20 protein-coding genes are annotated in these 21136 nt (G+C 61.8%); 11 read left to right on the top strand and 9 right to left on the bottom strand.

What is annotated here, in order from left to right:
- Nucleotides 1-110: 110 nt before the first annotated feature.
- A complete protein-coding gene (locus ACVWYU_RS27230; RefSeq protein ID WP_457374156.1) occupies nucleotides 111-383 on the bottom strand; it encodes a hypothetical protein in 273 nt (90 codons plus the stop codon).
- A 439-nt stretch (nucleotides 384-822) separates the two neighbouring features.
- On the opposite strand from ACVWYU_RS27230, the gene ACVWYU_RS27225 reads away from it, so the two are divergent.
- From ACVWYU_RS27225 to ACVWYU_RS27210, 4 genes are all read left to right on the top strand, one after another.
- Nucleotides 823-2184 carry an MATE family efflux transporter gene (locus tag ACVWYU_RS27225; RefSeq protein ID WP_457374155.1) on the top strand — a complete coding sequence of 454 codons (1362 nt, stop codon included), beginning with the start codon at nucleotides 823-825 and terminating at the stop codon, nucleotides 2182-2184.
- A 165-nt stretch (nucleotides 2185-2349) separates the two neighbouring features.
- Nucleotides 2350-2952, top strand: a complete 603-nt coding sequence (locus tag ACVWYU_RS27220; protein ID WP_457374154.1) for a YceI family protein — start codon at nucleotides 2350-2352, stop codon at nucleotides 2950-2952.
- Between the two features lie 2 nt (nucleotides 2953-2954).
- A complete protein-coding gene (locus ACVWYU_RS27215) occupies nucleotides 2955-4007 on the top strand; it encodes a DUF2235 domain-containing protein (RefSeq protein ID WP_090323376.1) in 1053 nt (350 codons plus the stop codon).
- A gap of 173 nt (nucleotides 4008-4180) precedes the next feature.
- The gene (locus ACVWYU_RS27210; RefSeq protein ID WP_247257249.1) at nucleotides 4181-4903 is read left to right on the top strand and encodes a GNAT family N-acetyltransferase; all 723 of its coding nucleotides are present in this window, start codon (nucleotides 4181-4183) and stop codon (nucleotides 4901-4903) included.
- A 571-nt stretch (nucleotides 4904-5474) separates the two neighbouring features.
- Here ACVWYU_RS27210 and ACVWYU_RS27205 read toward each other — a convergent pair.
- Together ACVWYU_RS27205 and ACVWYU_RS27200 are read right to left on the bottom strand one after the other, a co-directional pair.
- The gene (locus tag ACVWYU_RS27205) at nucleotides 5475-6605 is read right to left on the bottom strand and encodes a DmpA family aminopeptidase (RefSeq protein WP_457374153.1); all 1131 of its coding nucleotides are present in this window, start codon (nucleotides 6603-6605) and stop codon (nucleotides 5475-5477) included.
- A gap of 164 nt (nucleotides 6606-6769) precedes the next feature.
- On the bottom strand, nucleotides 6770-7873 hold the full coding sequence (locus ACVWYU_RS27200) for a polyamine ABC transporter substrate-binding protein (protein WP_457374152.1): 1104 nt from the start codon (nucleotides 7871-7873) through the stop codon (nucleotides 6770-6772).
- 111 nt (nucleotides 7874-7984) lie between these two features.
- Here ACVWYU_RS27200 and ACVWYU_RS27195 point away from each other — a divergent pair, with 111 nt between their 5' ends.
- Complete coding sequence (locus tag ACVWYU_RS27195; RefSeq protein WP_390956546.1) at nucleotides 7985-8758, top strand: helix-turn-helix transcriptional regulator; 774 nt, start codon at nucleotides 7985-7987, stop codon at nucleotides 8756-8758.
- 48 nt (nucleotides 8759-8806) lie between these two features.
- Here ACVWYU_RS27195 and ACVWYU_RS27190 read toward each other — a convergent pair whose 3' ends face one another.
- Nucleotides 8807-9748 (bottom strand): class I SAM-dependent methyltransferase, encoded by a 942-nt coding sequence (locus ACVWYU_RS27190; protein WP_457374151.1) that lies wholly within the window; start codon nucleotides 9746-9748, stop codon nucleotides 8807-8809.
- A 296-nt stretch (nucleotides 9749-10044) separates the two neighbouring features.
- Between ACVWYU_RS27190 and ACVWYU_RS27185 the strand changes: the two genes are divergently transcribed.
- From ACVWYU_RS27185 to ACVWYU_RS27160, 6 genes are all read left to right on the top strand, one after another.
- The gene (locus tag ACVWYU_RS27185; protein ID WP_248915195.1) at nucleotides 10045-10662 is read left to right on the top strand and encodes a cytochrome b/b6 domain-containing protein; all 618 of its coding nucleotides are present in this window, start codon (nucleotides 10045-10047) and stop codon (nucleotides 10660-10662) included.
- On the top strand, nucleotides 10659-11444 hold the full coding sequence (locus tag ACVWYU_RS27180; RefSeq protein WP_247257253.1) for a molybdopterin-dependent oxidoreductase: 786 nt from the start codon (nucleotides 10659-10661) through the stop codon (nucleotides 11442-11444). The genes ACVWYU_RS27185 and ACVWYU_RS27180 overlap by 4 nt, the downstream gene beginning before the upstream one ends.
- A 53-nt stretch (nucleotides 11445-11497) precedes the next feature.
- Nucleotides 11498-11779 carry a pentapeptide MXKDX repeat protein gene (locus ACVWYU_RS27175; RefSeq protein ID WP_457374150.1) on the top strand — a complete coding sequence of 94 codons (282 nt, stop codon included), beginning with the start codon at nucleotides 11498-11500 and terminating at the stop codon, nucleotides 11777-11779.
- A gap of 401 nt (nucleotides 11780-12180) precedes the next feature.
- Nucleotides 12181-12693, top strand: a complete 513-nt coding sequence (gene fae, locus ACVWYU_RS27170) for a formaldehyde-activating enzyme (protein ID WP_090323359.1) — start codon at nucleotides 12181-12183, stop codon at nucleotides 12691-12693.
- Nucleotides 12694-12703: 10 nt separating this feature from the next.
- Nucleotides 12704-13738 carry an aldo/keto reductase gene (locus ACVWYU_RS27165; protein ID WP_090323357.1) on the top strand — a complete coding sequence of 345 codons (1035 nt, stop codon included), beginning with the start codon at nucleotides 12704-12706 and terminating at the stop codon, nucleotides 13736-13738.
- A complete protein-coding gene (locus ACVWYU_RS27160) occupies nucleotides 13735-15168 on the top strand; it encodes an NAD-dependent succinate-semialdehyde dehydrogenase (protein ID WP_457374149.1) in 1434 nt (477 codons plus the stop codon). The genes ACVWYU_RS27165 and ACVWYU_RS27160 overlap by 4 nt, the downstream gene beginning before the upstream one ends.
- A gap of 131 nt (nucleotides 15169-15299) precedes the next feature.
- Here ACVWYU_RS27160 and ACVWYU_RS27155 read toward each other — a convergent pair whose 3' ends face one another.
- The 5 genes from ACVWYU_RS27155 to ACVWYU_RS27135 all read right to left on the bottom strand — a co-directional run bounded on the left by ACVWYU_RS27155 (nucleotide 15300) and on the right by ACVWYU_RS27135 (nucleotide 21099).
- The gene (locus ACVWYU_RS27155) at nucleotides 15300-16175 is read right to left on the bottom strand and encodes a LysR substrate-binding domain-containing protein (protein ID WP_247257257.1); all 876 of its coding nucleotides are present in this window, start codon (nucleotides 16173-16175) and stop codon (nucleotides 15300-15302) included.
- A 208-nt stretch (nucleotides 16176-16383) separates the two neighbouring features.
- The gene (locus ACVWYU_RS27150) at nucleotides 16384-17565 is read right to left on the bottom strand and encodes a hypothetical protein (protein WP_457374148.1); all 1182 of its coding nucleotides are present in this window, start codon (nucleotides 17563-17565) and stop codon (nucleotides 16384-16386) included.
- A gap of 95 nt (nucleotides 17566-17660) precedes the next feature.
- Nucleotides 17661-19310, bottom strand: coding sequence for a dipeptide ABC transporter ATP-binding protein (locus ACVWYU_RS27145; RefSeq protein WP_090323351.1), 1650 nt, complete (start codon nucleotides 19308-19310; stop codon nucleotides 17661-17663).
- 2 nt (nucleotides 19311-19312) lie between these two features.
- Nucleotides 19313-20149 (bottom strand): ABC transporter permease, encoded by an 837-nt coding sequence (locus tag ACVWYU_RS27140; protein ID WP_247257260.1) that lies wholly within the window; start codon nucleotides 20147-20149, stop codon nucleotides 19313-19315.
- The gene (locus ACVWYU_RS27135; RefSeq protein WP_090323348.1) at nucleotides 20146-21099 is read right to left on the bottom strand and encodes an ABC transporter permease; all 954 of its coding nucleotides are present in this window, start codon (nucleotides 21097-21099) and stop codon (nucleotides 20146-20148) included. Before ACVWYU_RS27135 ends, ACVWYU_RS27140 begins: the two co-directional genes overlap by 4 nt.
- Nucleotides 21100-21136: the final 37 nt, after the last annotated feature.

Below are 21136 nucleotides of genomic sequence, written 5' to 3'. Positions count from 1 at the left end.
GATGTAGGCCATAACGAAAAATGCTCCGTATCTTTCGATACGGAGCATTTTCTTTGAGCGCTGCGCAGATTGCTAGGTTTTCACACAGTCTGTTCAGCGCCCGTTTTCACTCACTGCGCCCCCTGCGCCCGCAGTCGCCGCCCGATCACATCCATCAAGTCACACCCATCCCGCAGCGGAATGGCCAGTAACCTGGAAAAATCCGACAACACCACCGTGTCGCAACCGATCTCGGCGCGAAAGGCAATGTTCTCCAGCACCTGCGTCACCGTACGAATACGGTAATCGGCCATGGCGTGCAGAACGTCGAGTGGGGCTTGGGTATCAATGAGCAGCGAGGCGGGAACCAGGTCGATTCCGGTGAGAGGCATGTATCTATCCATAGGTAAAACTCCGATCAAAGCAACATTGACTGCCCCTCAAACGTCGCCAAACGAATGGGTGGCAGCTGTACGCAGGTTGGCGAACCGGGATCGGAAAACCGGCAGACCCGAAGGTCTCCCGCGCACAGCTGCCATAAAGACAGCTTTTCATGCGTGCAACAGCGTCTGCAAGAAAGCACAGAGCTTTTGCACCGATCAAACAGGTCGCCAAACCTGGTCGCCATGTGGGCGACGGGGCGGACTATAAGCTTCATCGAATCGACGGGCAAGGTGAGCGCTTCCGAGAAAAGTGTAGGAGCCGTGATGATGTGATCTCGGACATTTATCTTCCTTACGCCAGAAATCCCGACCCAACCCCGAAATGTTCATTGCCCCTTACGCATAACTCACCGAAGCTATCCTCATCAGCCCTCACGCCGTCGAGATGGACCTCCACCCCATGCAAACCCCCACCCAACCCCTGCGCCCGCTCTGGAAAACCTACCTCCTGTTCCTCGCCCCCATGGTCCTGTCGAACTTCCTTCAGTCCATGTCCGGCACCGTCAACAGCATCTACATCGGCCAAATGCTCGGCACCCAGGCCCTGGCGGCCGTGTCCGGCATGTTCCCCATCGTGTTCTTCTTCATCGCCCTGGTCATCGGCCTGGGCGCGGGGGCAGGGGTCTTGATCGGGCAGGCCTGGGGTGCGCGGCAGACGCATCTGGTGAAGGCCATCGCCGGCTCGACGCTGTTGTTGGGCCTGTTGATCGGTTTGGTGGCGGCGGTGGTGGGGAGTGTGTTTGCGCGGTCGTCGCTGGTGGGGCTGGGGACACCTGGGGATGTGCTGGACGATGCGGTGGCGTATGCCCATGTGATGTTGTGGTTCATGCCGACGCTGCTGGTGTTCGTGTTGTTCACCCAGTTGCTGCGCGGGGTGAGCGATACCTTGTCGCCGCTGCTGGCGCTGGTGGTCTCGACCTGTATCGGGCTGGCGCTGACGCCGGCGTTGATTCGTGGCTGGCTGGGGTTGCCGCCGATGGGGATTCAGAGTGCGGCGTTTGCCGGGTTGGCCGGCAACCTGGCGGCGATGGGCTGGCTGGCGTGGCGCTTGATTCGCAACGGGCATCCGCTGGCGCCGGACCGGGAGTTTTTCGCGGCCATGAAGCTGGACATGGCGATTCTCGGCAAGGTGCTGCGCATCGGTTTGCCGACCGGCTTGCAGATGGTGGTGTTGTCGCTCTCGGAGCTGGTGATTCTGGCGCTGGTCAACCAGCACGGTTCCCAGGCGACGGCGGCTTATGGCGCGGTGACGCAGATCGTCAATTACGTGCAGTTCCCGGCGCTGTCGATTGCGATCACGGCATCGATCCTCGGCGCGCAGGCGATCGGGGCAGGGCGCATCGAGCGCATCGGCTCGATCTTGCGTACCGGGCTGATGATCAACCTGTGCCTGACCGGTGGCCTGGTGGTGTTGGGTTACGGGCTGTCGCACTGGTTGCTGGGCTTGTTCCTCACCGAAGAGGCGACGCGAAGCATGGCTGAACACCTGTTGCACATCATGCTCTGGAGCCTGCTGGTGTTCGGCTTCCAGGCGATCATCGGCGGTATCATGCGCGCCAGCGGCACGGTGATGGTGCCGGTGGCGATTTCCATTGTGTGCGTGGTCGGCGTGCAGTTGCCGGCGGCGTACCTGCTGGATGCGCGGTTCGGGCTGCAAGGGGTATGGATGGCGTTTCCGCTGTCATACTTGGGGATGCTGGCGTTGCAGACGCTGTATTACAACCTGGTGTGGAAGCATCAGAAAATTGAGCGGTTGGTGTAGTTCTGTCGGAATCCGCCTGGGGGGTGTTGCGGCGCGAATGAGGGCGATCCGCTGCAACGGGTTTCAGGTGGATTTAGCCGCCGTTCTTTGCTTTAGTCCTTCTACTGCCGGCTGGCATGCGATTGACACCTCAACCCCTGAGGAAGCCCTGGCCCGGAGAGCTCCATGAACGTTCGATTCACTCGTCTCACCGCTGTGGCGGCCCTTTTCGCGGCGGGTATCCTGCCCGTCGCCCAGGCGGTGGAATACGCCGATGTGAATACCACGGCCAGTACCATCAGCTTTACCTATGACCAGATGGGGTCGAGTGTGTATGGCACTTTCTCCAGGTTCCAGGGCAGCCTCTATTTCGACACGGTCAGGCCCGAGTCGGCCCACGCCAGGTTGATCATCGAACTCGACAGCATCGACGCTGGCAGCAGCGACGCGAACAGTGAATTGAAGAAGACCGCCTGGTTTGATACCGCGGCTTATCCGCAGGCGATTTTCGAGTCGACCGGTGTCAAGGACCTTGGCAATAACCGCTATCAGATCACCGGTAACCTCACGCTCAGGGGCAAAACACGGGAGGTGGTGGTGCCGGTTCTGCTGAAGGCGGAGAACGCCATCGGCATTTTCGACGGTCAGTTAACGCTTAAACGCAGCGACTTCAGCATCGGCGAAGGGGAGTTCGCCAGCGGTATGGTTTCCGACGACATCAACATCCGGTTTCGCATGGTCGCGCCCCAACGCAGCGATCATGCATTGCCCGTTACTGAAGGGAGATAGTCATGCCAAAAAAAATCATCATCGCATTTGATGGCACCTGGAACCTGCCGGATCAGGCGCCGGAAATCGACGGCGATTCCAGCACCAACGTCGTTAAGTTACATGACGCGATCCTGCCCGCGCACAAGGACGGCACGGTCCAACTGGCGGTGTATATCCCCGGTGTGGGCACCGATTGGTACGACAAACTGGAAGGCGGCGCCTTCGGGGTGGGCCTGTCCAAGAAGATCAAGGAGGGTTACCTGGCCCTGGCCAAGAGCTACGAAGACGGCGATCAGGTGTACATCATCGGCTTCAGTCGCGGCGCCTATTCGGCGCGCAGCCTGGTGGGGCTGATTCGAAACGTCGGGCTGCTGACCAAAAAACACCTCAATCGTATCGACGAAGCCTACAGCCTGTACCGCACCCGGGATTCCAGCGCCGACACCGAAAACGCCCAGTACTTTCGGCAAAGCTACTCGCGGGAAATCGAGATCCACTTCCTGGGCGTCTGGGACACGGTTGGCGCGTTGGGTGTTCCGTTCAAATCGGCCGAGTGGTTCAACCACAAATATTACGAGTTTCACGATACCGAGCTCAGCGGGATTGTGCGCAACGCCTTCCATGCCGTGGCCATCGATGAGCATCGGGAAAATTATGAATGCACACTGTGGGACCCGATTGCCAAGCCCAATCAAGTCATGGAACAGCTTTGGTTCTGTGGGGCCCATGCCAATGTCGGAGGCGGCTATACCGATAACAACCTGTCGGACATCCCCCTGCGCTGGATGGCCGATAAAGCCATGGACTGCGGGTTGGAGCTGGACCCGATGAAAATTCCCCGGCAACCCAAAACGTTGCCTGATATCACGGATTCCTACAGTGATTTTCTCGGTGGAACCTACCGTTTGCTCAATGCCCGGTATTTCCGGCCCGTCGGCACCAAAACGTTCGGTCAGGAATGCATCGATGACAGCGTGCAGCAGCGCGTAACCACCGTTGGCACGTACCGCCCGAAAAACCCGGTGGGTGTGTTTTTATCAGGCGATTACCGGCCGGTGAACAAGATCAGTTGATCCAGGGTGGCGATGGAACCGGGGGGCGGCGTGCGGCTGACTGAGCATGTCAGCCCCATACCGCAACGCCTCCCGTGGATCGATCAACGCAGGCCAGTAATGCGCCCGGGCACGTTATGATAGGCAGCCCCGCGATCAACGCTTCACCCCAGCCCCCGGAGTCAGCCCGCGCAATGCCCCAGATCAGCCACTTCAAAACCCCGTGCCCCGAGCACATCAACAGCCAGATCCTGCAGATGGTGGTCGATAACCTGACCGACATCAGCATGGTCGCGATCCCGCCCAGCAACCTGTTGTACAACGTCTACCAGTATGCGATCGGCTATGAGGTGCACCTGTATCTGGAGGCGTTGAACGGGGCGAAAGGGATCGATGTGGAGTTGCTGGTCGCCACCGATCTGGACGATCCGGACAAGGTCATCGGCTTTTTGCTGTACCTGCCGCTCAAGGACGATCCCGAGGCTTGCGGCGTCGCCTATATGGCGGTGGATGCCAGCCATCGGCGCCAGGGCGTTGCGCGCAAAATGCTGCGGGAGATGGTCGGTCGCTATCCCCATGCCGAGCTGACCTGCGCGGTGGCCAAGGTGCCGTACTTCGAAGCGATGGGCTTTCAGGTCGTGGGTACGCGCGCGACCCAGGTGCTGATGAACACCCGCGACCACGGCAGCGACGGCCTGATGGCGCTGCTGGATGTGGCGTCGATCTACAGCTCCCTGGAGGTGCGGCAGATTCATACCTATCTGCTGCAAAAGCACGGCAAGCGCGCCATGCTCGACGCGGAAAAACAGCGTGACCGGCATCTGGACCAATTGACGCGCAAGGCCAGCGAGTTTGTGCGCGATCGGTTGGGGGAAGACGCCGTGCCAGCCACCGGCCCGCGCTTGCGCCTGGTCTGATAACCCGATCTAAACTGCAGGAGCGAGCCTGCTCGCGAAAAACGCGTGGACACCACGGGCATTCAGACAGCCGGCGTTATCGTTGACGTCCATCGCGGGCAGGCCGCTCCTACAGGGTGCGGATGTCAGGCAGCACAAAACCCGGTCATATGCCGCAATGCTGTTCAGTTAAGGACGAATACTGCATCTGTGGCGAGCGAGCTTGCTCGCGTTGGGGCGCGAAGCGCCCCCCAAAATGGGACTGCTGCGCAGTCCAGCGGGAGCAAGCTCCCTCGCCACAGGTTATTGATTGCTCGCTCTATCTCTTAACTGAACAGTATTGCGGCCATATGCCGGGCTTTTTCTGGTCTGGACGTCGCGCAGTTAAAAAAGAGCCTCAAAGCTCTTTGATGGGGAGGAAGTGGAGCCATTGAGGCTCAAGATGCGCGTGAAGCAGGCGGTGAGCTTGATAGGGGTTCAGTACACTCACCACCTGCGCAACGGCTTGAGCAAGCAAGCGGCTGCGCACAATCATCGTAGAAAGTTGGGGGTTCGACCTCAAGTACCGCTAGTCGAATCACCCCCATAATTGTCAGCTTTTACCCTGGCGGGCACCCGGCCAACCGGCCTGCTGCAAGGCGTCGAGCAGCGTCGGGGCATCCAGTCCCGGTACCGCATGCCCATTGCCTTCGGCGCTGTCGGCGGCCAGCAGGGCGTTGATGATGGCTTCCTCCACCGCTTCGGTAGCCGCCAGGAACAATTCGCTGATGTGATCGTTATTGACCATGCTCAGGTTGCCCGTGGTGGGCGCGCGTTTGCTCTCGTAGGCGGCGGGCGGCACGTGCGCGTTGCCGGTGGAAAAGGCGATAAAGATGTCACCGCTGTGGTCTTCGTTGCCGCCGCCGGTGCGGGCCAGGCCGAGGCTGGCTCGTTGCGCCAGGCGTGTGCATTGGTGTGGCAGCAACGGCGCGTCGGTGGCCAGGCACACCACGATCGAACCCATGCCCGGATGCGGCAGCGACGCCTTGAGGAACGGCGAATCCACTTGTTCCATGTAGCGCCCGACCGGGTAGCCATCGACGCGCAACTCACCGCGAATGCCGTGGTTGGCCTGGACGATGGCGCCGACCGTCCAGCCGCCCTGAGCACTGTTCAGCCGTCGCGAAGCGGTGCCGATGCCGCCCTTGAATTCATGGCAGATCATGCCGCTGCCACCGCCGACATTACCCTCGGCCACCGGGCCGCTTTCTGCCGTGCGCAGGGCTTGGGCGACGTGCTCGACCTGCACATGGAAGCCGTTGATGTCATTGAGCAAACCGTCGAAGGTTTCCAGCACCACCGGCATGTTCCAGTAGAGCCGGCCGTCGTCCGGTTGCTGTTCACGGTCCAGCACGATCAGCGCATCACGCACCACCCCCAGGCTGTGGGTGTTGGTAAAGGCGATCGGACTGGTCAACAGACCCGCTTCGCGAATCCATTCCAGACCGGTCGCGTCGCCATTGCCATTGAGCACATGGACGCCGGCAAAGCACGGTTGCAGGCTGGTCGAACCGGCACGGGGTTCGATCACGGTGACACCGGTGAGGATGTCACGACCCTTGGCGCTGCGGCCGCGTACATTGCTGTGGCCGACGCGCACACCGGGGACATCGGTGATGGCATTGAGCGGGCCGGGTTGCAGTTGGCCAATCTGGATATTGAGGTCGCGGGCACGTGGTTTCATCGGTTTACTCATCTTCGAATTCGTGGGTTGAAAGTGTCTGACTAACAGCGCTGATCCACTTGGGGGAGCGAGCTTGCTCGCGAATGCGGTGTCGCAGGCGAAGTGATGTCGTCTGACCCGACGCCTTCGCGAGCAGGCTCGCTCCCACAGGATTAGTGATGTGGTTACTGGCCGTTCTTGACCTTGCTCCAGATCCGCGTCCGCACCCGTTCGGTAGCCGGCGGCAAGGGTTGCAGGGTGAACAGGGTGGCCAGGGCTTCGGCCGACGGGTAGACCGCAGGGTTGTTGCGGGTCGCCTCGGCCACCAGGGCCGTCGCGTTGCGGTTGCCGTTGGGGTAGTTGAGGTGATTGCTGACCGGGGCAATGACATCGGCACGCATCAGGTAGTCGATAAAGGCCAGCCCTTGTTGCGGATGCGGTGCATCCTTGAGCAATACCAGGGTGTCGAACCACACCGGCGCGCCTTCCTTGGGCAGGCTGTAGGCGATCTTCACGCCATTGCCGGCCTGCTCGGCGGTGGCCTTGGCTTCCAGCATCGCGCCGGACCAGCCCACCGCGACGCAGATATTGCCGTTGGACAGATCGCTGATGAATTTCGACGAGTTGAAGTAGGCGATATGCGGCCGCAGCTTGAGTAGCAGCGCTTCGGCCTTCTTGTAGTCCTCGGGGTTGGTGCTGTTGGGCGGCAGGCCCAGGTAGTGCAAGGCGACCGGCAGCATTTCCGAGGGCGAATCAAGCATCGCCACGCCGCACTGGCCGAGCTTGGCCAGGTTCTCCTCCTTGAACACCAGGTCCCAGGAATCCACCGGCGCCTTGTCACCCAGGGCAGCGCGGACCTTGTCGACGTTGTAGCCGATGCCGTTGGTGCCCCACAGGTACGGCACGGCGTACTGGTTGCCCGGATCGTTGTGGGCCAGTTTCGCCATCAGATCCGCGTCCATGTTGGTGAAATCCGGCATCTGGGCGTGAGGCAGCGGCGCGAGGGCGCCGGCCTTGATCAGGGTCGGCAGGCTGAAGTTACTGGCCACCACCACGTCGTAGCCGCTGCGGCTGGTCAGCAGTTTTCCTTCCAGGACTTCAGCGCTGTCAAAGGTGTCGTAGACCGGCTGGATACCGGTGTCACGCTTGAAGTCATGCAGCGTGTTCGGGCCGATGTAGTCGTACCAGTTGTACACGTGCACGGTCTCGCCATCGGCGGCAACCGCCGACAACGAGATCGCCAGACAGGCGCTAAACCCCAGATTGAAATACGAGCGGTGACCACTCATGATGCGGCACTCCTGGCCTGCTGCAGGCCGGTGATAATCAGGAGTCTGCAGCGTATCGACCGGGGTGGCCGTTACCCATTCCCATCATGGGTTACTCGAAAGGGGTAGTGCGTGGACGCGTTGTTGAAAGAGTTACCGCTGCACCAGGGGTTGGCGCGGGTATTTGGTTCGGTGGGCCAGGATGGGTTCTGGCGGGCGCTGGTGGACACCCTGCGTTTGCTGGTGCCGCTGGACAACGCGCTGGTCGCGGTGATGCAGGCGGGAAGGGTGCCCGGCCTGCTGATCGATTTCGACTCGCGGGGCGCTGCCGACGAGCATGAAGAGCTGGCGGATTACTGCGCCGGGATGTACCTGCTCGATCCGTTTTACCTGGCGGTGTGCGCGGGCATCGCCGATGGCTTGCACAGCCTCGAATCGGTGGCGCCCGACCAGTTCCAGCAGAGCGAGTACTACCTGAGTTATTTCCGCTCCGTGGTCGGCGGCGACGAATTGCAGTTCATGCTCAATGTCGACGGTGCCGTACTCGGTTTATCACTGGGGCGTTCGACACGCTTCAGCCTTGAAGAGCAGGGCCGCCTGCTGTGCGTGCGCGATTGGGTGCTGGCCGCGATGCGTCGACATTCGCAATTGCTGCCGCCGCAAGGGCCGGCGGCCGAGGCGGTGGCCGGCGATCTGGCGACCTTGCTGGACCGCTTCGACGCACGCCTGTCGGCACGGGAAATCGAAACCGCGCGCCTGATTCTCCAGGGCTTCTCCAGCAAGGCCATCGCCCAGCAAATGGGCATCTCGCCGGAGACGGTGAAAGTGCATCGGCGCAACCTCTATCACAAGCTCAATGTGAACGGCCATGGCGAGCTGTTTGCGCTGGTGTTGCGGCCGCGCTGACGCGTTAGTTTTTGCAGGGGCCGCGTACAACCATGGGGCGGTGGTGTTTCAGTTTTGCAGTTTGAACACCAACGCCTTCAACCCGCATTCGATGTCGGCATCCGGAAACTCCGGCGGGTTTTCCAGCCGCTCTATGAATTGCAGGCTCGGCGCTTCGCGGGTCACGCCGTCGATCAGGAAGTCGGCACCGAAGGCCGGGTCGTTCATGCAGGCCAGAACAGTGCCGTTTTCAGCGAGCAATTCCGGCAGGCGACGCAGCACGCGCTGGTAGTCCTTGGTCAGCAGGAAGCTGCCTTTCTGGAACGACGGCGGGTCGATGATCACCAGGTCGTACGGGCCTTTGCCGATGACTTTGCCCCAGGATTTGAACAGGTCGTGGCCGAGAAACGTCACTTTGCCCAGGTCATGGCCGTTGAGCCGGTGATTGTCGCGACCACGGCTCAGGGCCGGGCTGGACATGTCGAGGTTGACCACGTGGGTCGCGCCGCCTTCGATGGCTGCGACAGAGAAACCGCAGGTGTAGGCGAACAGGTTCAGCACCCGTTTGCCCTCGGCGTTGGCCCGTACCCAGTCGCGGCCGTAGCGCATGTCCAGAAACAGGCCGGTGTTCTGTTTGCGTCCCAGGTCCACCCGGTACTTCAGACCGCCCTCGATAATCGTCAGCTCGTCGATTTCTTCCCCGAGCAACCATTCGGTGGTGCTTTGCAGCAGGTAGCGATGTTGCAGCAGCAGGGTGTGCGCGCCGGATTGCGCCCAGGCGTCCGACTGCGTGAGTGCCAGCAGAAGCTGTTTCAACGCCTCCAACTGCGCCGCTTCCGGCTCCTTGAACAACGCCACCAGCACCACGCCCTGCAGCCAGTCGACGGTCAACTGCTCCAGCCCCGGCCAGCAGCGGCCACGGCCGTGGAACAGGCGGCGGGTTTCGGCGGGGGCAGCCGCCAGGGCGGTCAGCAAATGTTCGCGGAGGGTGGCGAGGGCTTCAGGGTTCATCGGGTCGGGTCGGTCATTTGAAGGGGGCGGCATTTAACCATAGTTGCGGCACGGGCGGCTCACCCAAACCCCCTGTAGGAGCGAGCCGGCTCCGGGCGGCGTTCCGACGATGGTTGTTAACGAAAACGCGGGGAGTCTGACACCCCGCGGCGTTCTCAAGTCCATCGCGAGCCGGCTCGCTCCTACAAGGGATCGGGTAGGCAGTTATCACGATTTATTTAACTTTACGTGAGGATTTGGCGACCTTGTGCCTCCCATACTCGGCCCCAACGAACAACAACAGCCGGGAGCCCGTCATGTCGCCGCTACCTGCCTCACCCAGAGCCAGCCATCCACGATGGCTAAGGCTGACCCACTGGCTCAACGCCCTGGCGGTGCTGGTCATGGTCACCAGCGGTTGGCGCATCTACAACGCCTCGCCGATCTTCGATTTCAGCTTTCCCAAGTCGATCACCCTCGGCGGCTGGCTCGGTGGTGCGCTGCAATGGCACTTCGCCGCCATGTGGTTCCTGGCGATCAACGGCCTTGTCTACCTGGCGTTCAACCTGTTCAGCGGTCGTCTGAAACGACGGTTTTTCCCGGTCTCGCCCAAAGGCGTGTTGCAGGACCTGTGGGCCGCGTTGCGGGGCAAACTCGGTCATGCCGACCTCAGTCATTACAACCAGGTGCAGCGCGTGGCCTACCTGTTCGTGATGGTCGACATCACGCTGCTGGTGCTCTCCGGGCTGGTGCTGTGGAAATCCGTGCAGTTCCCGCTGTTGCGTGAGTTGCTGTGGGGCTACGAAGGCGCGCGCCGCGTGCACTTCTTCGCCATGGCGCTGTTGGTCGCGTTCGTGGCGGTGCATCTGGTGATGGTCGCACTGGTGCCCAAAACGCTGGTGGCCATGATCGTTGGACGTAAGGAGCACGTATGAACAAGCGCATTCAAGGATCGGGACTGGATGAGTCGTCCATCCTGACCGACGCCCGTAAGATCCTCGCCCCGCAGATCGAAGACCGCTCGCGCCGTTCGTTCCTGCTGCGCGGCCTGACCCTCGGTGGCGTGGCCATGTTGTCCGGCTGCAACCTAACCGACAACGAAAGCGTCGACACCGCCTTGTCGTCGATGTCGCGCTTCAACGATCGGGTGCAGGGCTGGCTGTTCAACCCCAACGCCATGGCGCCGACCTATCCGGAATCGATGATTACCCGGCCGTTTCCCTTCAATGCCTTCTATGGCATCGACGAGGCCCCAACGGTGGACGAGGAGAGTTATCGCCTGGAAGTGACCGGCCTGGTTGCCGACAAGCGCAGCTGGCGCCTCGAAGAGCTGCGCGCGATGGCGCAGACCGACCAGATCACCCGGCACATATGCGTCGAAGGCTGGAGCGCGATCGGCCGCTGGGGTGGTGTGCGCTTCAGTGATTTCCTCAAGCGCGTGGGCGCCGACACCGATGCCAAATACGTCGGCTTCAAATGCGCCGACGACTACTACACCAGCATCGACATGGCCACGGCGCTGCATGCACAAACCTTGCTGACGCTGACTTACGACGGCGCGGTGTTGCCACGCGAGTACGGCTTCCCGATGAAGCTGCGCATGCCCACCAAGCTCGGCTACAAGAACCCCAAACACATCCAGGCGATTTTCGTCAGCAACACCTACAGCGGTGGCTACTGGGAAGACCAGGGCTACAACTGGTTCGGTGGCAGCTGACCGGCGCCCGGCCATTTCCTTTGTACACACCCCACGCATCAAGGAGTTTCATCATGAAAAAGCTGACCACCGTTGTTCTGTCCATGTGCCTGGCTGTCGGCGCTGCCAGCGTGTTTGCTGCCGATACGATGAGCAATGACAGCATGAGCAAAGACTCGATGTCCAAGGACGCCATGTCCAAGGACACGATGAAAAAAGACGCGATGTCCAAGGACACGATGAAAAAAGACTCGATGTCCAAGGACGCCATGTCCAAGGACACGATGAAAAAAGACAACATGTCCAAGGACAGCATGAGCAAGGACACGATGAAAAAAGACAACATGTCGCAGTAATCCCGGATAGCTATAGACCCTGTAGGAGCGAGCCTGCTCGCGATGGACGTCAACGAAAACGCGGGGCGCCTGACACCCCGCGGTGCTCTCAAATCCATCGCGAGCAGGCTCGCTCCTACAAGTCTTTCGCTTGTCTTGCCGGGGGTATGACTTGAAGTCATGCCCCCATGATTTTTAATGGTTACAGCCCCGCAAACCCCCAGTGTTAAAAAATCGCAAACCAGCTCATCAACAACAAAAAAGAGCGTTTGCAACCATGACTCATCATCACTGCCGCGTCTTCGCCAGCGACCTGCTGCGCTCTTCGATCCCGACCCTTTGCCACGCCATGGCCCACGCCGGCGTGCGCTGCTGACCACCCCCAAACAAATCCCTCTGCGTCCTGAATAGAGAATCGACCCATGAAAGAACTCGACCTGTACATCGGTGAAGGTTTCGAAGGCCCTGGCGTGAACGCCGCGCACATCAACATCCTGATCGGCCCGCGCAATGGCCCGGCAGGGCAAGCGTTCGCCAATAGCCTGGCATCCCCAAGCCAGGGTCATTGCCCGTTCATGGTGATCGCCCAGCCGAACATCCCGGTTAAGCCGATGACCCTGTACGTCAACAAAGCCGCGATCGGCAGCGATCTGCACGGCAACGCCACCTGGGGCGCGTCCCAGGCCGGTATCGCCAAGGCCGTGCTCGAAGCGTTGCTCGACGGCACCCTGCCGCCGGAGGCCGAAGACGAGTGGGCCATCGTCACCGCCAACTGGGTCAACCCGGCCTGCGATGACCTTGATGCGGTGTACCTGAACAACTACAACGCCTGCCGCACGGCGATCCGTGCCGCGCTGACCGGCCAGCCGGAAACCGCGCAACTGGCCGACGTGGTCAATCACATCAGCAACCCTTTCTACACGCCAAAAGCCTGAGGTCCGCGCCATGCAATACATCCGTTTGGGCAACTCCGGCCTGCAAGTCTCCCGCCTGTGCCTGGGCACCATGAACATGGGTACCCCGGACTGGAAACCGTGGATCTTCGATGAGAAGAAAAGCGAGCCGATCGTCAAGCACGCCCTGGACAACGGCGTGAACTTCATCGACCTGGCGGACTTCTATTCCGCCGGCGTCGGCGAAGAAGTGGTAGGGCGCATCGTCAAGCGTCTGGCCCGTCGCGACGACCTGGTGATCACCACCAAGGTCGGCTACGGCACCCGCACCGGGATCAACGCCAGCGGCCATTCGCGCAAGCACATCATGGACAGCATCGATGCCTCGCTCAAACGCCTGGACATGGATTACGTCGACGTCTTCATGCTGCATTACTTCGACGTGAACACCCCGGTCGAAGAGACCATGGGCGCCCTCAACGACATCGTGCGTTCCGGCAAGGCCCGTTACATCGGCGTGTCGACCATGCTCACCGGGCAGTTGGCGAAAATCCTCATGGCCTGCGAGCGTAACGGTTGGGTCAAGCCGATCAACATGCAGCTGCAACTGAACTGCGCCTACCGCGAAGAAGAACGCGAGATGATCCCGTTCTGCCGCGACCAGGGCCTGGGCGTTTCGGTGTTCAGTCCGCTGGCCCGTGGCTTGTTGACCGGTGACGTGCAGTCGACCCGCAACCAGACCGACTTCTTCACCCAGCAGATGTACAGCGACGAAGCCTCGTTCGAGATCGCCCGTTCGGTGCAGCGCGTAGCCCGTGCTCGCGGTGTGTCCAACGCGCAGATCGCCCAGGCCTGGGTCGCCAACCACCCGGGCGTGGATTGCATGCTCGTCGGCGCCGACACCACCGAGCAATTCGACAGTGCCCTGGCGGCCCTGGAGACCAAACTCGACGCCGAAGAACTGCATGAGCTGGAGCGCAACTACACGCCGTGCGACGTGATCAACGATTACACCGCCGGCAAACGTATCCTGCGTACCGCCCGTCCGGGCCTGGAACGCTTCAACCTGACCGAGGCGGTGGCATGAGCGCATTGATCCGTCACGGCAACTTCATCGATGGCCAATGGTCCAGCGGTGGCCCGACCTACCCGGTATTGAACCCGGCCACGGGCGAGTTGATTGCCGACGTACAAAAGGCCGGTACCGAAGAAACCAACCTGGCCATTGCCGCCGCCAACCGCGCGCTGCCAGCGTGGCGCAAGCTGACCGCCAAGGAACGCAGCCAGCGCATCAAGCGCTGGGGCGAATTGATGTTGAGCAACCAGAAGGAGCTGGCGACACTGCTCAGCCGCGAACAGGGCAAGCCATTGGCCGAAGCCATGGGCGAAGTGGTCTACGCCGCGAGTTTCCTCGAGTGGTTCGCCGAGGAAGCCAAGCGTGCCTACGGCGACGTGATCCCAAGCCACAAGGCCGATGCGCGGATCATCGTGGTCAAGGAAGCCATCGGTGTGGTCGCCGCGATCACCCCGTGGAATTTCCCGTTGGCCATGGTCACCCGCAAGGTCGGCCCGGCGCTGGCGGCCGGTTGCACGATGATTCTCAAGCCGTCGGAAGAAACCCCGTTGTCGGCGTTCGCGTTGGCGGTATTGGCCGAGCAGGCGGGCATTCCGGCCGGTGTGTTCAACGTGGTGTCCGGTGATGCCGTCGCCATTGGCGGCGCGCTGCAAGCCTCCGGCATTGTGCGCAAACTGTCGTTCACCGGCTCCACCCGCACCGGCAAATTGCTGATGCGCCAGGCCGCCGACACCTTGAAAAAGGTCTCGCTGGAACTGGGCGGCAACGCGCCGTTCATCGTCTTCGACGACGCCGATATCGACGCGGCGGTCAAAGGCGCGATGGCCTCGAAATTCCGCAACACCGGGCAAACCTGCGTCTGCGTGAACCGCTTCTTCATTCAGGACGGTGTCTACGAAGCCTTCACCGGCAAGCTCGCCGAAGCCGTGGCCGCCATGCGTGTCGGCAACGCCCTGGAAGGTGAAACCGAACAAGGTCCGTTGATCAACAGCGCAGCGCTGGCCAAGGTCGAACTGCACGTCAGCGACGCGCTGGAGAAGGGCGCCAAGGTCTTGTGCGGCGGCCGTCGACATGCCTTGGGTGGCACGTTCTACGAACCGACCATCCTTGCCGAAGCCAACAGCGACATGCTGATCGCCCAGGACGAAACCTTCGGCCCGGTGGCCGCCTGCTTCCGCTTCAAGGACGAGGCCGAAGTGCTGCAACGGGCCAACGACACGCCGTACGGTTTGTCGGCCTACTTCTACAGCCGCGACATCGGCCGCGTGTGGCGCATGGCCGAAGGCCTGGAAGCGGGCATGGTCGGGATCAACGAGGGGATCATCTCCACGGAAGTGGCGCCGTTCGGTGGCATCAAGGAATCGGGCCTGGGTCGCGAGGGTTCCAGGTATGGTCTGGATGACTACCTGGAAATCAAATACCTGTTGATGGGCGGTCTCTAAGGACGCACACCCCCTGTAGGAGCGAGCCTGCTCGCGATGGACTGGAGAACACCGCGGGGTGCCAGGCTCCCCGCGTTATCGTTAACGATCATCGCGAGCAGGCTGGCTCCCACAAGGGGGGCATCGTTGCCCTAGGGATTACTGACCAGTTCCAGCCACTCGGTAAACAACCGCACCTTCGACAAGCCCCGTTTGTCGTTCGCCACGTCCAGCCAATAGCCGTACGGCCCGACCACTTCCACCGGGGTGATGGGCAACAGGCTGCCGTTGGCCAGTTCCTTTTCGATCATCTGCCGGTCGATCACCGCCAGGCCGCCACCGGCCAGTGCGGTATGGATCACCTGATCCAGGGTGCTGAATTCCAGGCCTTGCCCGGCATCGACATCTTCCCGGCCCATCGCCGCCAACCAGTTCTCCCAGACCTTCAAGCGCTTGCCGTTGTGCAGGATGTGCAGCAGCGCAAATTGCTGCAGGTCCGGTGCCTGGCCATCGATGAACAGCTCCGGGCTGGCCACGGCGATGTGCCGTTCCATCACCAGCAACTGGCTGTGGCATTGGGGGGCGGCTTCGAGGCCGAAGCGGATGTGGCAGTCGATTTCGGCGAGGCTGTCGTGACTGGCCTGATGGGTGACGCTCAGGCTGATGTCCGGGTAGCGCTGGCAGAAGGCGCGCAAGTGCGCCGATAGCCAGCGAGTGGCCCAGGTCGGCGGGGCGACGATGCGCAGGCGCTGACGCAGGTTGGGCACGCGCACCGCCTGCAGGGCACGCTCGATGTGGTCGAAGGCGTCGCTCAGGTGCGGCGAGAGGGCGATGCCGGCTTCGGTCAGGGACAGGCCCTGGGGCGTGCGAATGAACAACGCCACCCCGAGGTAGTCTTCAAGCTGCTTGATCTGCCGGCTGACCGCGCCCTGGGTAACATTCAGGCCCAGGGCGGCCTGGCTGAAACTGCGATGCCGCGCGACCTCTTCGAAGACGCGCAGCATGTTGAGCGAGGGCAGTTGACGCATGGAAGAAGGGGCTCCGTACCTGACGCCGACATGGCTGATGTTCTGGGTGCCTATATGACGGTTAGCAAGGGGCCGATGCAAGTGTTGATTGGGCTGACGCCATCGCGGGCAAGCCCGCTCCCACAGGGATCACCTGACCTGTGGGAACGGGCTTGTCGGGGCGCCGCATCGCCGCGAAGGCGTTCTCACGAACGCCAAATACGCCGGATCAGAAGTAATACCCGATGTTCATGTACAGCTGATTCTCCCACTGGTTCGTGCCCCCGGCACCCAGGCTCTGGGTGTAGCTGCTGCCGCCAATGTATGGATCGTTCTTGCCGAACAGCCATTCGGTGGCGATCCACAGTTTGTTCAGGGAAAACGACGTACCAAGGATCATCCGTTGCGAGGTCTTGAAGTCGCTGGCGGATTTGTCGAAGGCGCTGTAGTTGGCGTAGAGCTTGACCCCGCTGATCTGGTCGAACAGGTACTTGCCGGCCACGTCGTAGCTGACGTCCGCCACGTACAGATTGCCGCGGCTGGCAACGTTGTAGGTGCCGTCGTAACCACCGAGGGTCACCAGTTCATCGGAGCCGGGGTTGCGGGGTGACATCTGCTGGCGCGCCGCCTGCAATTGCACGCCCCACGGACCATTCTTGCCCATGTAGTGCACGCCCACGACGTTGCGTCGGCCGTTGTTGTCGGTGTCCTTGTTCTCCAGTGTCGAGGTCAGGCCGGAGAGGCCGACTTCGGATTTCCATGGCCCCAGGTCCAGGGCCTTGGCCACCCGCAGCACCACGGTGTTGCGTTCCTGGTTGTGGCTGCCATCGGCGACGTAGCTGTCGGCTTCGGACACCACGCTGGAGTAGGTGACCCCATTGCTGGTGCCTTTGCCTTGCCACGCGGGACGCAGGTAGTAACCGGCCTGGACGTTCCAGTCACCCGATTGCTGGATGTACTTGGCGCCGACCTGTTGCACGTCTTCCAGGCCGATGACGTTGCCCAGGGTTTCGTAGAAGGTACTGCCGAAATACGGCTGCAATCCGAACGGCACGGTGTTCAGGCCCACTTGCACCTGCTGGTCGGGGTTGAACTTGTAGCCGGCCCAGGCGTACTTGGCGAATTGGATGTCGCCGTAGTTCTTGGTGTACTGGTAAGGATAGGAACGCCCGTAGAAGCGGTACTGGGCTTCACCGATCCAGGTGTCGGAGTTGTACTTGGCGCTGAGGAACACCGTGTCCAGGCCGAACTTCTGAATGTCGCGATCCGGGTCATAGTCCCAGCGGGCACGCACCGCGCCGCCGAGGTCGAGGTTGTCGGTGACTTGCACGGCCATGGCCGGTGCCGCCAAAGCGCCGAGGACAGGAATTAAAGCAATGGAACGGATAGCGCGTGGGGTGATTGTGCGCACGGTCTTACTCCCGATTTCTGATTTTTATGGGCAACAGCAACCCCGGCCGCGGCGAGCGCCGCAGCACGGGGCAAAGGGTTTTGGCTTCGCCGGGCCTAAGGCCGGATCAATCTCAACGCCGGGCCATCCACCGGCACGGCGGGTATCGCCGATGCACCGGGCGCCGCCGCGAGCAGTGTCTGGGTGTAGCTGTTTTGCGGTCGCAGCAGCACCTGTTCGGCGGTGCCGTACTCGACGACTTCACCCTGGCGCATCACCGCGATGTAATCGCTGATCTGCGCGGCCACCCGCAGGTCGTGGGTGATGAACAAAATGCTCAGGTTCAGTCGCTGTTGCAGCTCGGCCAGCAACTCCAGCACCTGCTTCTGCACCGAGACATCCAGCGCCGAGACGCTTTCATCGGCGATCAGCACTTCGGGGCGCATGGCCAGTGCCCGGGCGATGCCGATGCGTTGGCGCTGGCCACCGGAAAACTGCCGGGGTTTGCGTTTGAGGGCGTCACGCTTGAGCCCCACCTGTTCCAGCAAATCACCGGCCTCGGCCCACGCATCCCCGGCCGACAAGCCGCGCAGTTGTGCGGCACGGGCGATGATGTCGCCGACCCGGTGGCGTGGATTGAGCGAGCCGTAAGGGTCCTGGAAAATCATCTGGATGCGTCGTCGGTTGGCGGCCAATGCCGAGCCGCGCAGGGCCAGGAAATCGGTGTCACCGACCCAGACGTGACCGCTGTCGCTGTCCACCAGGCGAATGGCCGCCTTGACCAGGGTGCTCTTGCCCGAACCGGACTCGCCGACGATGGCCAGGGTCTTGCCCCGTGGCAGTTGCAGCGAGACATCCCGCAGGGCCGCCACCGATCGACCGCCGACGTTGTAGGTCTTGGTCAGGTGTTCGATGCGCAGTGCCAGCTCTCCGTCGGCGCTGGGCACGTGCAGTTCCGGGTGCAGCGCCGGGACGGCGGCGATCAATTTGCGCGTGTACGGATGCACGGGGGCGTTGAGCACCTGATCGCGCTCACCGATTTCCACCAGGCGGCCACCTTCCATCACCGCGATGCGGTCGGCGATTTCCGCGACCACGCCAAAGTCGTGGGTGATGAACAGAATCCCGTGCTGACCGCGTCCACGCAGTTCACGCACCAGTTTCAGCACTTGTGCCTGGGTGGTGACGTCGAGGGCCGTGGTCGGCTCGTCGGCGATCAGCAGGTCCGGGCTCATCGCCAGGGCCATGGCAATCACCACGCGTTGGCATTGGCCGCCGGACAACTGGTGGGGAAAGCTGTTGGCGATCCGTGGCGGGTCGGGCAAATGCGTCGAATCGAGCAGGGCGAGCATGCGTTCGCGGCGCTCGGCGGCAGGCATCTGCGGTGCATGAATGTCGAAGATTTCCTCGACTTGCTGGCCGATGCGGATGGCCGGGTTCAACGCCGCCATGGGCTCCTGGAAAATCATCGCGATGCGATTGCCGCGCAACCGGCGCAAGGAGTGTTCGTCCATGCGGCAGATGTCGCCGCCGAGAAAATCGATGACCCCTTCGCTGTGCCTCAAGCCTTTGGCGTAGTCGCCCATGATGGCGGCCGAGAGCACCGATTTGCCTGAACCGGACTCGCCGATCACGCAGAGGATTTCGCCTTTGCGCACATCCAGGTTGATGCCTTGCACGGCGTGGGTGCGGTCGGCGCCGGCAGGCAGTTCGATGGAGAGGTTCTCCACCCGCAGCACTTGTTGCAGATTTTGATGTGGGCTCATGCTCAGCTCCTTGTGCCTTTCTGGGCGTGTTCATCCAGACCGTCCGCCAGCAGGCTCAGGCCCAGCATCAGGGTGGAGATGGCAATGCACGGGAAGATCACCAGGTGCGGGAACGCGATGGCCATGCTGCGACCTTCGTTGATCATGCCGCCCCAGTCCGGGGTGGGCGGTGGCAGGCCGAGGCCGAGGAAGCCGAGGGCGCCGATCATGATCGCGGTGTAGCCGATGCGCAGGCAGAAATCGACGATCAGCGGGCCGCCGCAGTTGGGCAGGATTTCCACCAGCATGATGCGCAGCGAACCCTCGCCCTGGGTGATCGCACTGAGTACGTAGTCCCGGGAACGGATATCGATGGTCAGGGCGCGCATGATGCGGAAGATCGCCGGGGCGCTGGTGAAGGTCACCGCGATCAGGATGTTCAGTGCCGAAGCACCGAGGGCGATGATGATCACGATGTACAGCACCAAAACCGGGAACGACAGCACGGTGTCGGCGACGTAGGACAGGAACCCGTCGACCTTGCCATTGAAGTAGCCGGCGCACAGGCCCATGGCGATGCCCACGGCGAAGGCCGTCAGCGTCGCCAGGATCGACCAGAACAGTACGGTGCGCGTCCCCCAGATCAGCCGCGAAAGAATGTCCCGGCCTATCAGGTCGGTGCCCAGCAGGAAGCTTTGCCCCGTGCCGTCGGCGGTCATTGGGGTCAGCAGCGGGCTGAAGCTTTCCAGCGGATCATGGGGGGCCAGCCACGGGGCAAACGCCGCGATCAGCACCCAGCCACCGACCAGCAGCAGACCGAGCAGGGCCAGGGGATGTTTGAACGATTGCAGGAAGCTCATTGGCCACCTCCGCCAAGACTGCGCAAGGTGATGCGCGGGTTGAGCCAGGTGTAGGCCAGGTCGGAAAAGATTTTGGTCGCGCCAACCACCGCGCCACTGATCATCGCGCAGGCTTCGATCAGGTAGACGTCGTGGTTCAGCGAGGCGGTGTACAGCAACGAACCGAAGCCCTTGTAGGCGAAGAACACCTCGACCACGATCACGTTCGACAGCAGCCACGGGATGTACAGCATGATCACCGTGATCGGTGCGATGAGTACATTGCGCAGGGCATGGCGCAGCACGATGCGCGAGGTCGAGGCGCCTTTGAGGCGAGCGGTGCGGATGTACGGCGCCTGCATCACTTCGACCATCGACGCGCGGGTGATGCGGGCCAGGTAGCCGATGCCGAACAGGCACAGCACCATCAGCGGCAGGGCCAGTTCGGCGGCGTTGAAACCGTCGCTCATGCTGCTTACGCCCGGCAGCCAATTGAGCCAGAACACGAAAATCGCCGAGACGAACACCGCACTGGCGAAGTCCGGAATCGAGGTGGTGACGATCGACAGGAACGACACCAGGCGGTCGACGAAAGAGCCCTGGCGGATGCCGGCCAGAATGCCCAGGGTCAAGGCCACCGGCACCATCACCAGCAGCGCCAGCCCGGCGAGGGTCAGGGTCTGCCCCAGGTTCGGCAGCAGCAGGTTGATCACCGGCTCGCGAAAGTGCACGGACGTGCCCCAGTCGCCACTGACAAAATCCTTCAGCCACACCAGGTAGCGCCACAGGAAGGGCTGGTTGTAGCCATGTTCCACCAGCCACGCGGCGCGTTGGTCGGCGGCGGAGTAGGGACCGAGGACGTTGATCGCCACGTCCTCGATGTTCAACTCTAGGGCGACGAACACGATCAGCGACACCGACAAAAGGGTCGCGATCAACGCCAGTAATTTGCGTAACAGAAATTCAGCCATGCTTGCAGGCTCCAGCTAATCAAGGGATGCCGGCCCG

It is taken from the genome of Pseudomonas sp. TE12234 (genome assembly GCF_054061835.1).
This window is presented reverse-complemented; position numbering and strand designations above follow the sequence as displayed.

What these genes read in the sequence shown, in the direction of transcription:
- ACVWYU_RS27230 (WP_457374156.1), bottom strand. Translation starts at nt 383, where the DNA reads ATGGATAGATACATGCCTCTCACCGGAATCGACCTGGTTCCCGCCTCG.
- ACVWYU_RS27225 (WP_457374155.1), top strand. Translation starts at nt 823, where the DNA reads ATGCAAACCCCCACCCAACCCCTGCGCCCGCTCTGGAAAACCTACCTC.
- ACVWYU_RS27210 (WP_247257249.1), top strand. Translation starts at nt 4,181, where the DNA reads ATGCCCCAGATCAGCCACTTCAAAACCCCGTGCCCCGAGCACATCAAC.
- ACVWYU_RS27155 (WP_247257257.1), bottom strand. Translation starts at nt 16,175, where the DNA reads ATGCGTCAACTGCCCTCGCTCAACATGCTGCGCGTCTTCGAAGAGGTC.
- ACVWYU_RS27205 (WP_457374153.1), bottom strand. Translation starts at nt 6,605, where the DNA reads ATGAAACCACGTGCCCGCGACCTCAATATCCAGATTGGCCAACTGCAA.
- ACVWYU_RS27165 (WP_090323357.1), top strand. Translation starts at nt 12,704, where the DNA reads ATGCAATACATCCGTTTGGGCAACTCCGGCCTGCAAGTCTCCCGCCTG.
- ACVWYU_RS27160 (WP_457374149.1), top strand. Translation starts at nt 13,735, where the DNA reads ATGAGCGCATTGATCCGTCACGGCAACTTCATCGATGGCCAATGGTCC.
- fae (WP_090323359.1), top strand. Translation starts at nt 12,181, where the DNA reads ATGAAAGAACTCGACCTGTACATCGGTGAAGGTTTCGAAGGCCCTGGC.
- ACVWYU_RS27145 (WP_090323351.1), bottom strand. Translation starts at nt 19,310, where the DNA reads ATGAGCCCACATCAAAATCTGCAACAAGTGCTGCGGGTGGAGAACCTC.
- ACVWYU_RS27135 (WP_090323348.1), bottom strand. Translation starts at nt 21,099, where the DNA reads ATGGCTGAATTTCTGTTACGCAAATTACTGGCGTTGATCGCGACCCTT.
- ACVWYU_RS27190 (WP_457374151.1), bottom strand. Translation starts at nt 9,748, where the DNA reads ATGAACCCTGAAGCCCTCGCCACCCTCCGCGAACATTTGCTGACCGCC.
- ACVWYU_RS27175 (WP_457374150.1), top strand. Translation starts at nt 11,498, where the DNA reads ATGAAAAAGCTGACCACCGTTGTTCTGTCCATGTGCCTGGCTGTCGGC.
- ACVWYU_RS27200 (WP_457374152.1), bottom strand. Translation starts at nt 7,873, where the DNA reads ATGAGTGGTCACCGCTCGTATTTCAATCTGGGGTTTAGCGCCTGTCTG.
- ACVWYU_RS27215 (WP_090323376.1), top strand. Translation starts at nt 2,955, where the DNA reads ATGCCAAAAAAAATCATCATCGCATTTGATGGCACCTGGAACCTGCCG.
- ACVWYU_RS27180 (WP_247257253.1), top strand. Translation starts at nt 10,659, where the DNA reads ATGAACAAGCGCATTCAAGGATCGGGACTGGATGAGTCGTCCATCCTG.
- ACVWYU_RS27220 (WP_457374154.1), top strand. Translation starts at nt 2,350, where the DNA reads ATGAACGTTCGATTCACTCGTCTCACCGCTGTGGCGGCCCTTTTCGCG.
- ACVWYU_RS27185 (WP_248915195.1), top strand. Translation starts at nt 10,045, where the DNA reads ATGTCGCCGCTACCTGCCTCACCCAGAGCCAGCCATCCACGATGGCTA.
- ACVWYU_RS27140 (WP_247257260.1), bottom strand. Translation starts at nt 20,149, where the DNA reads ATGAGCTTCCTGCAATCGTTCAAACATCCCCTGGCCCTGCTCGGTCTG.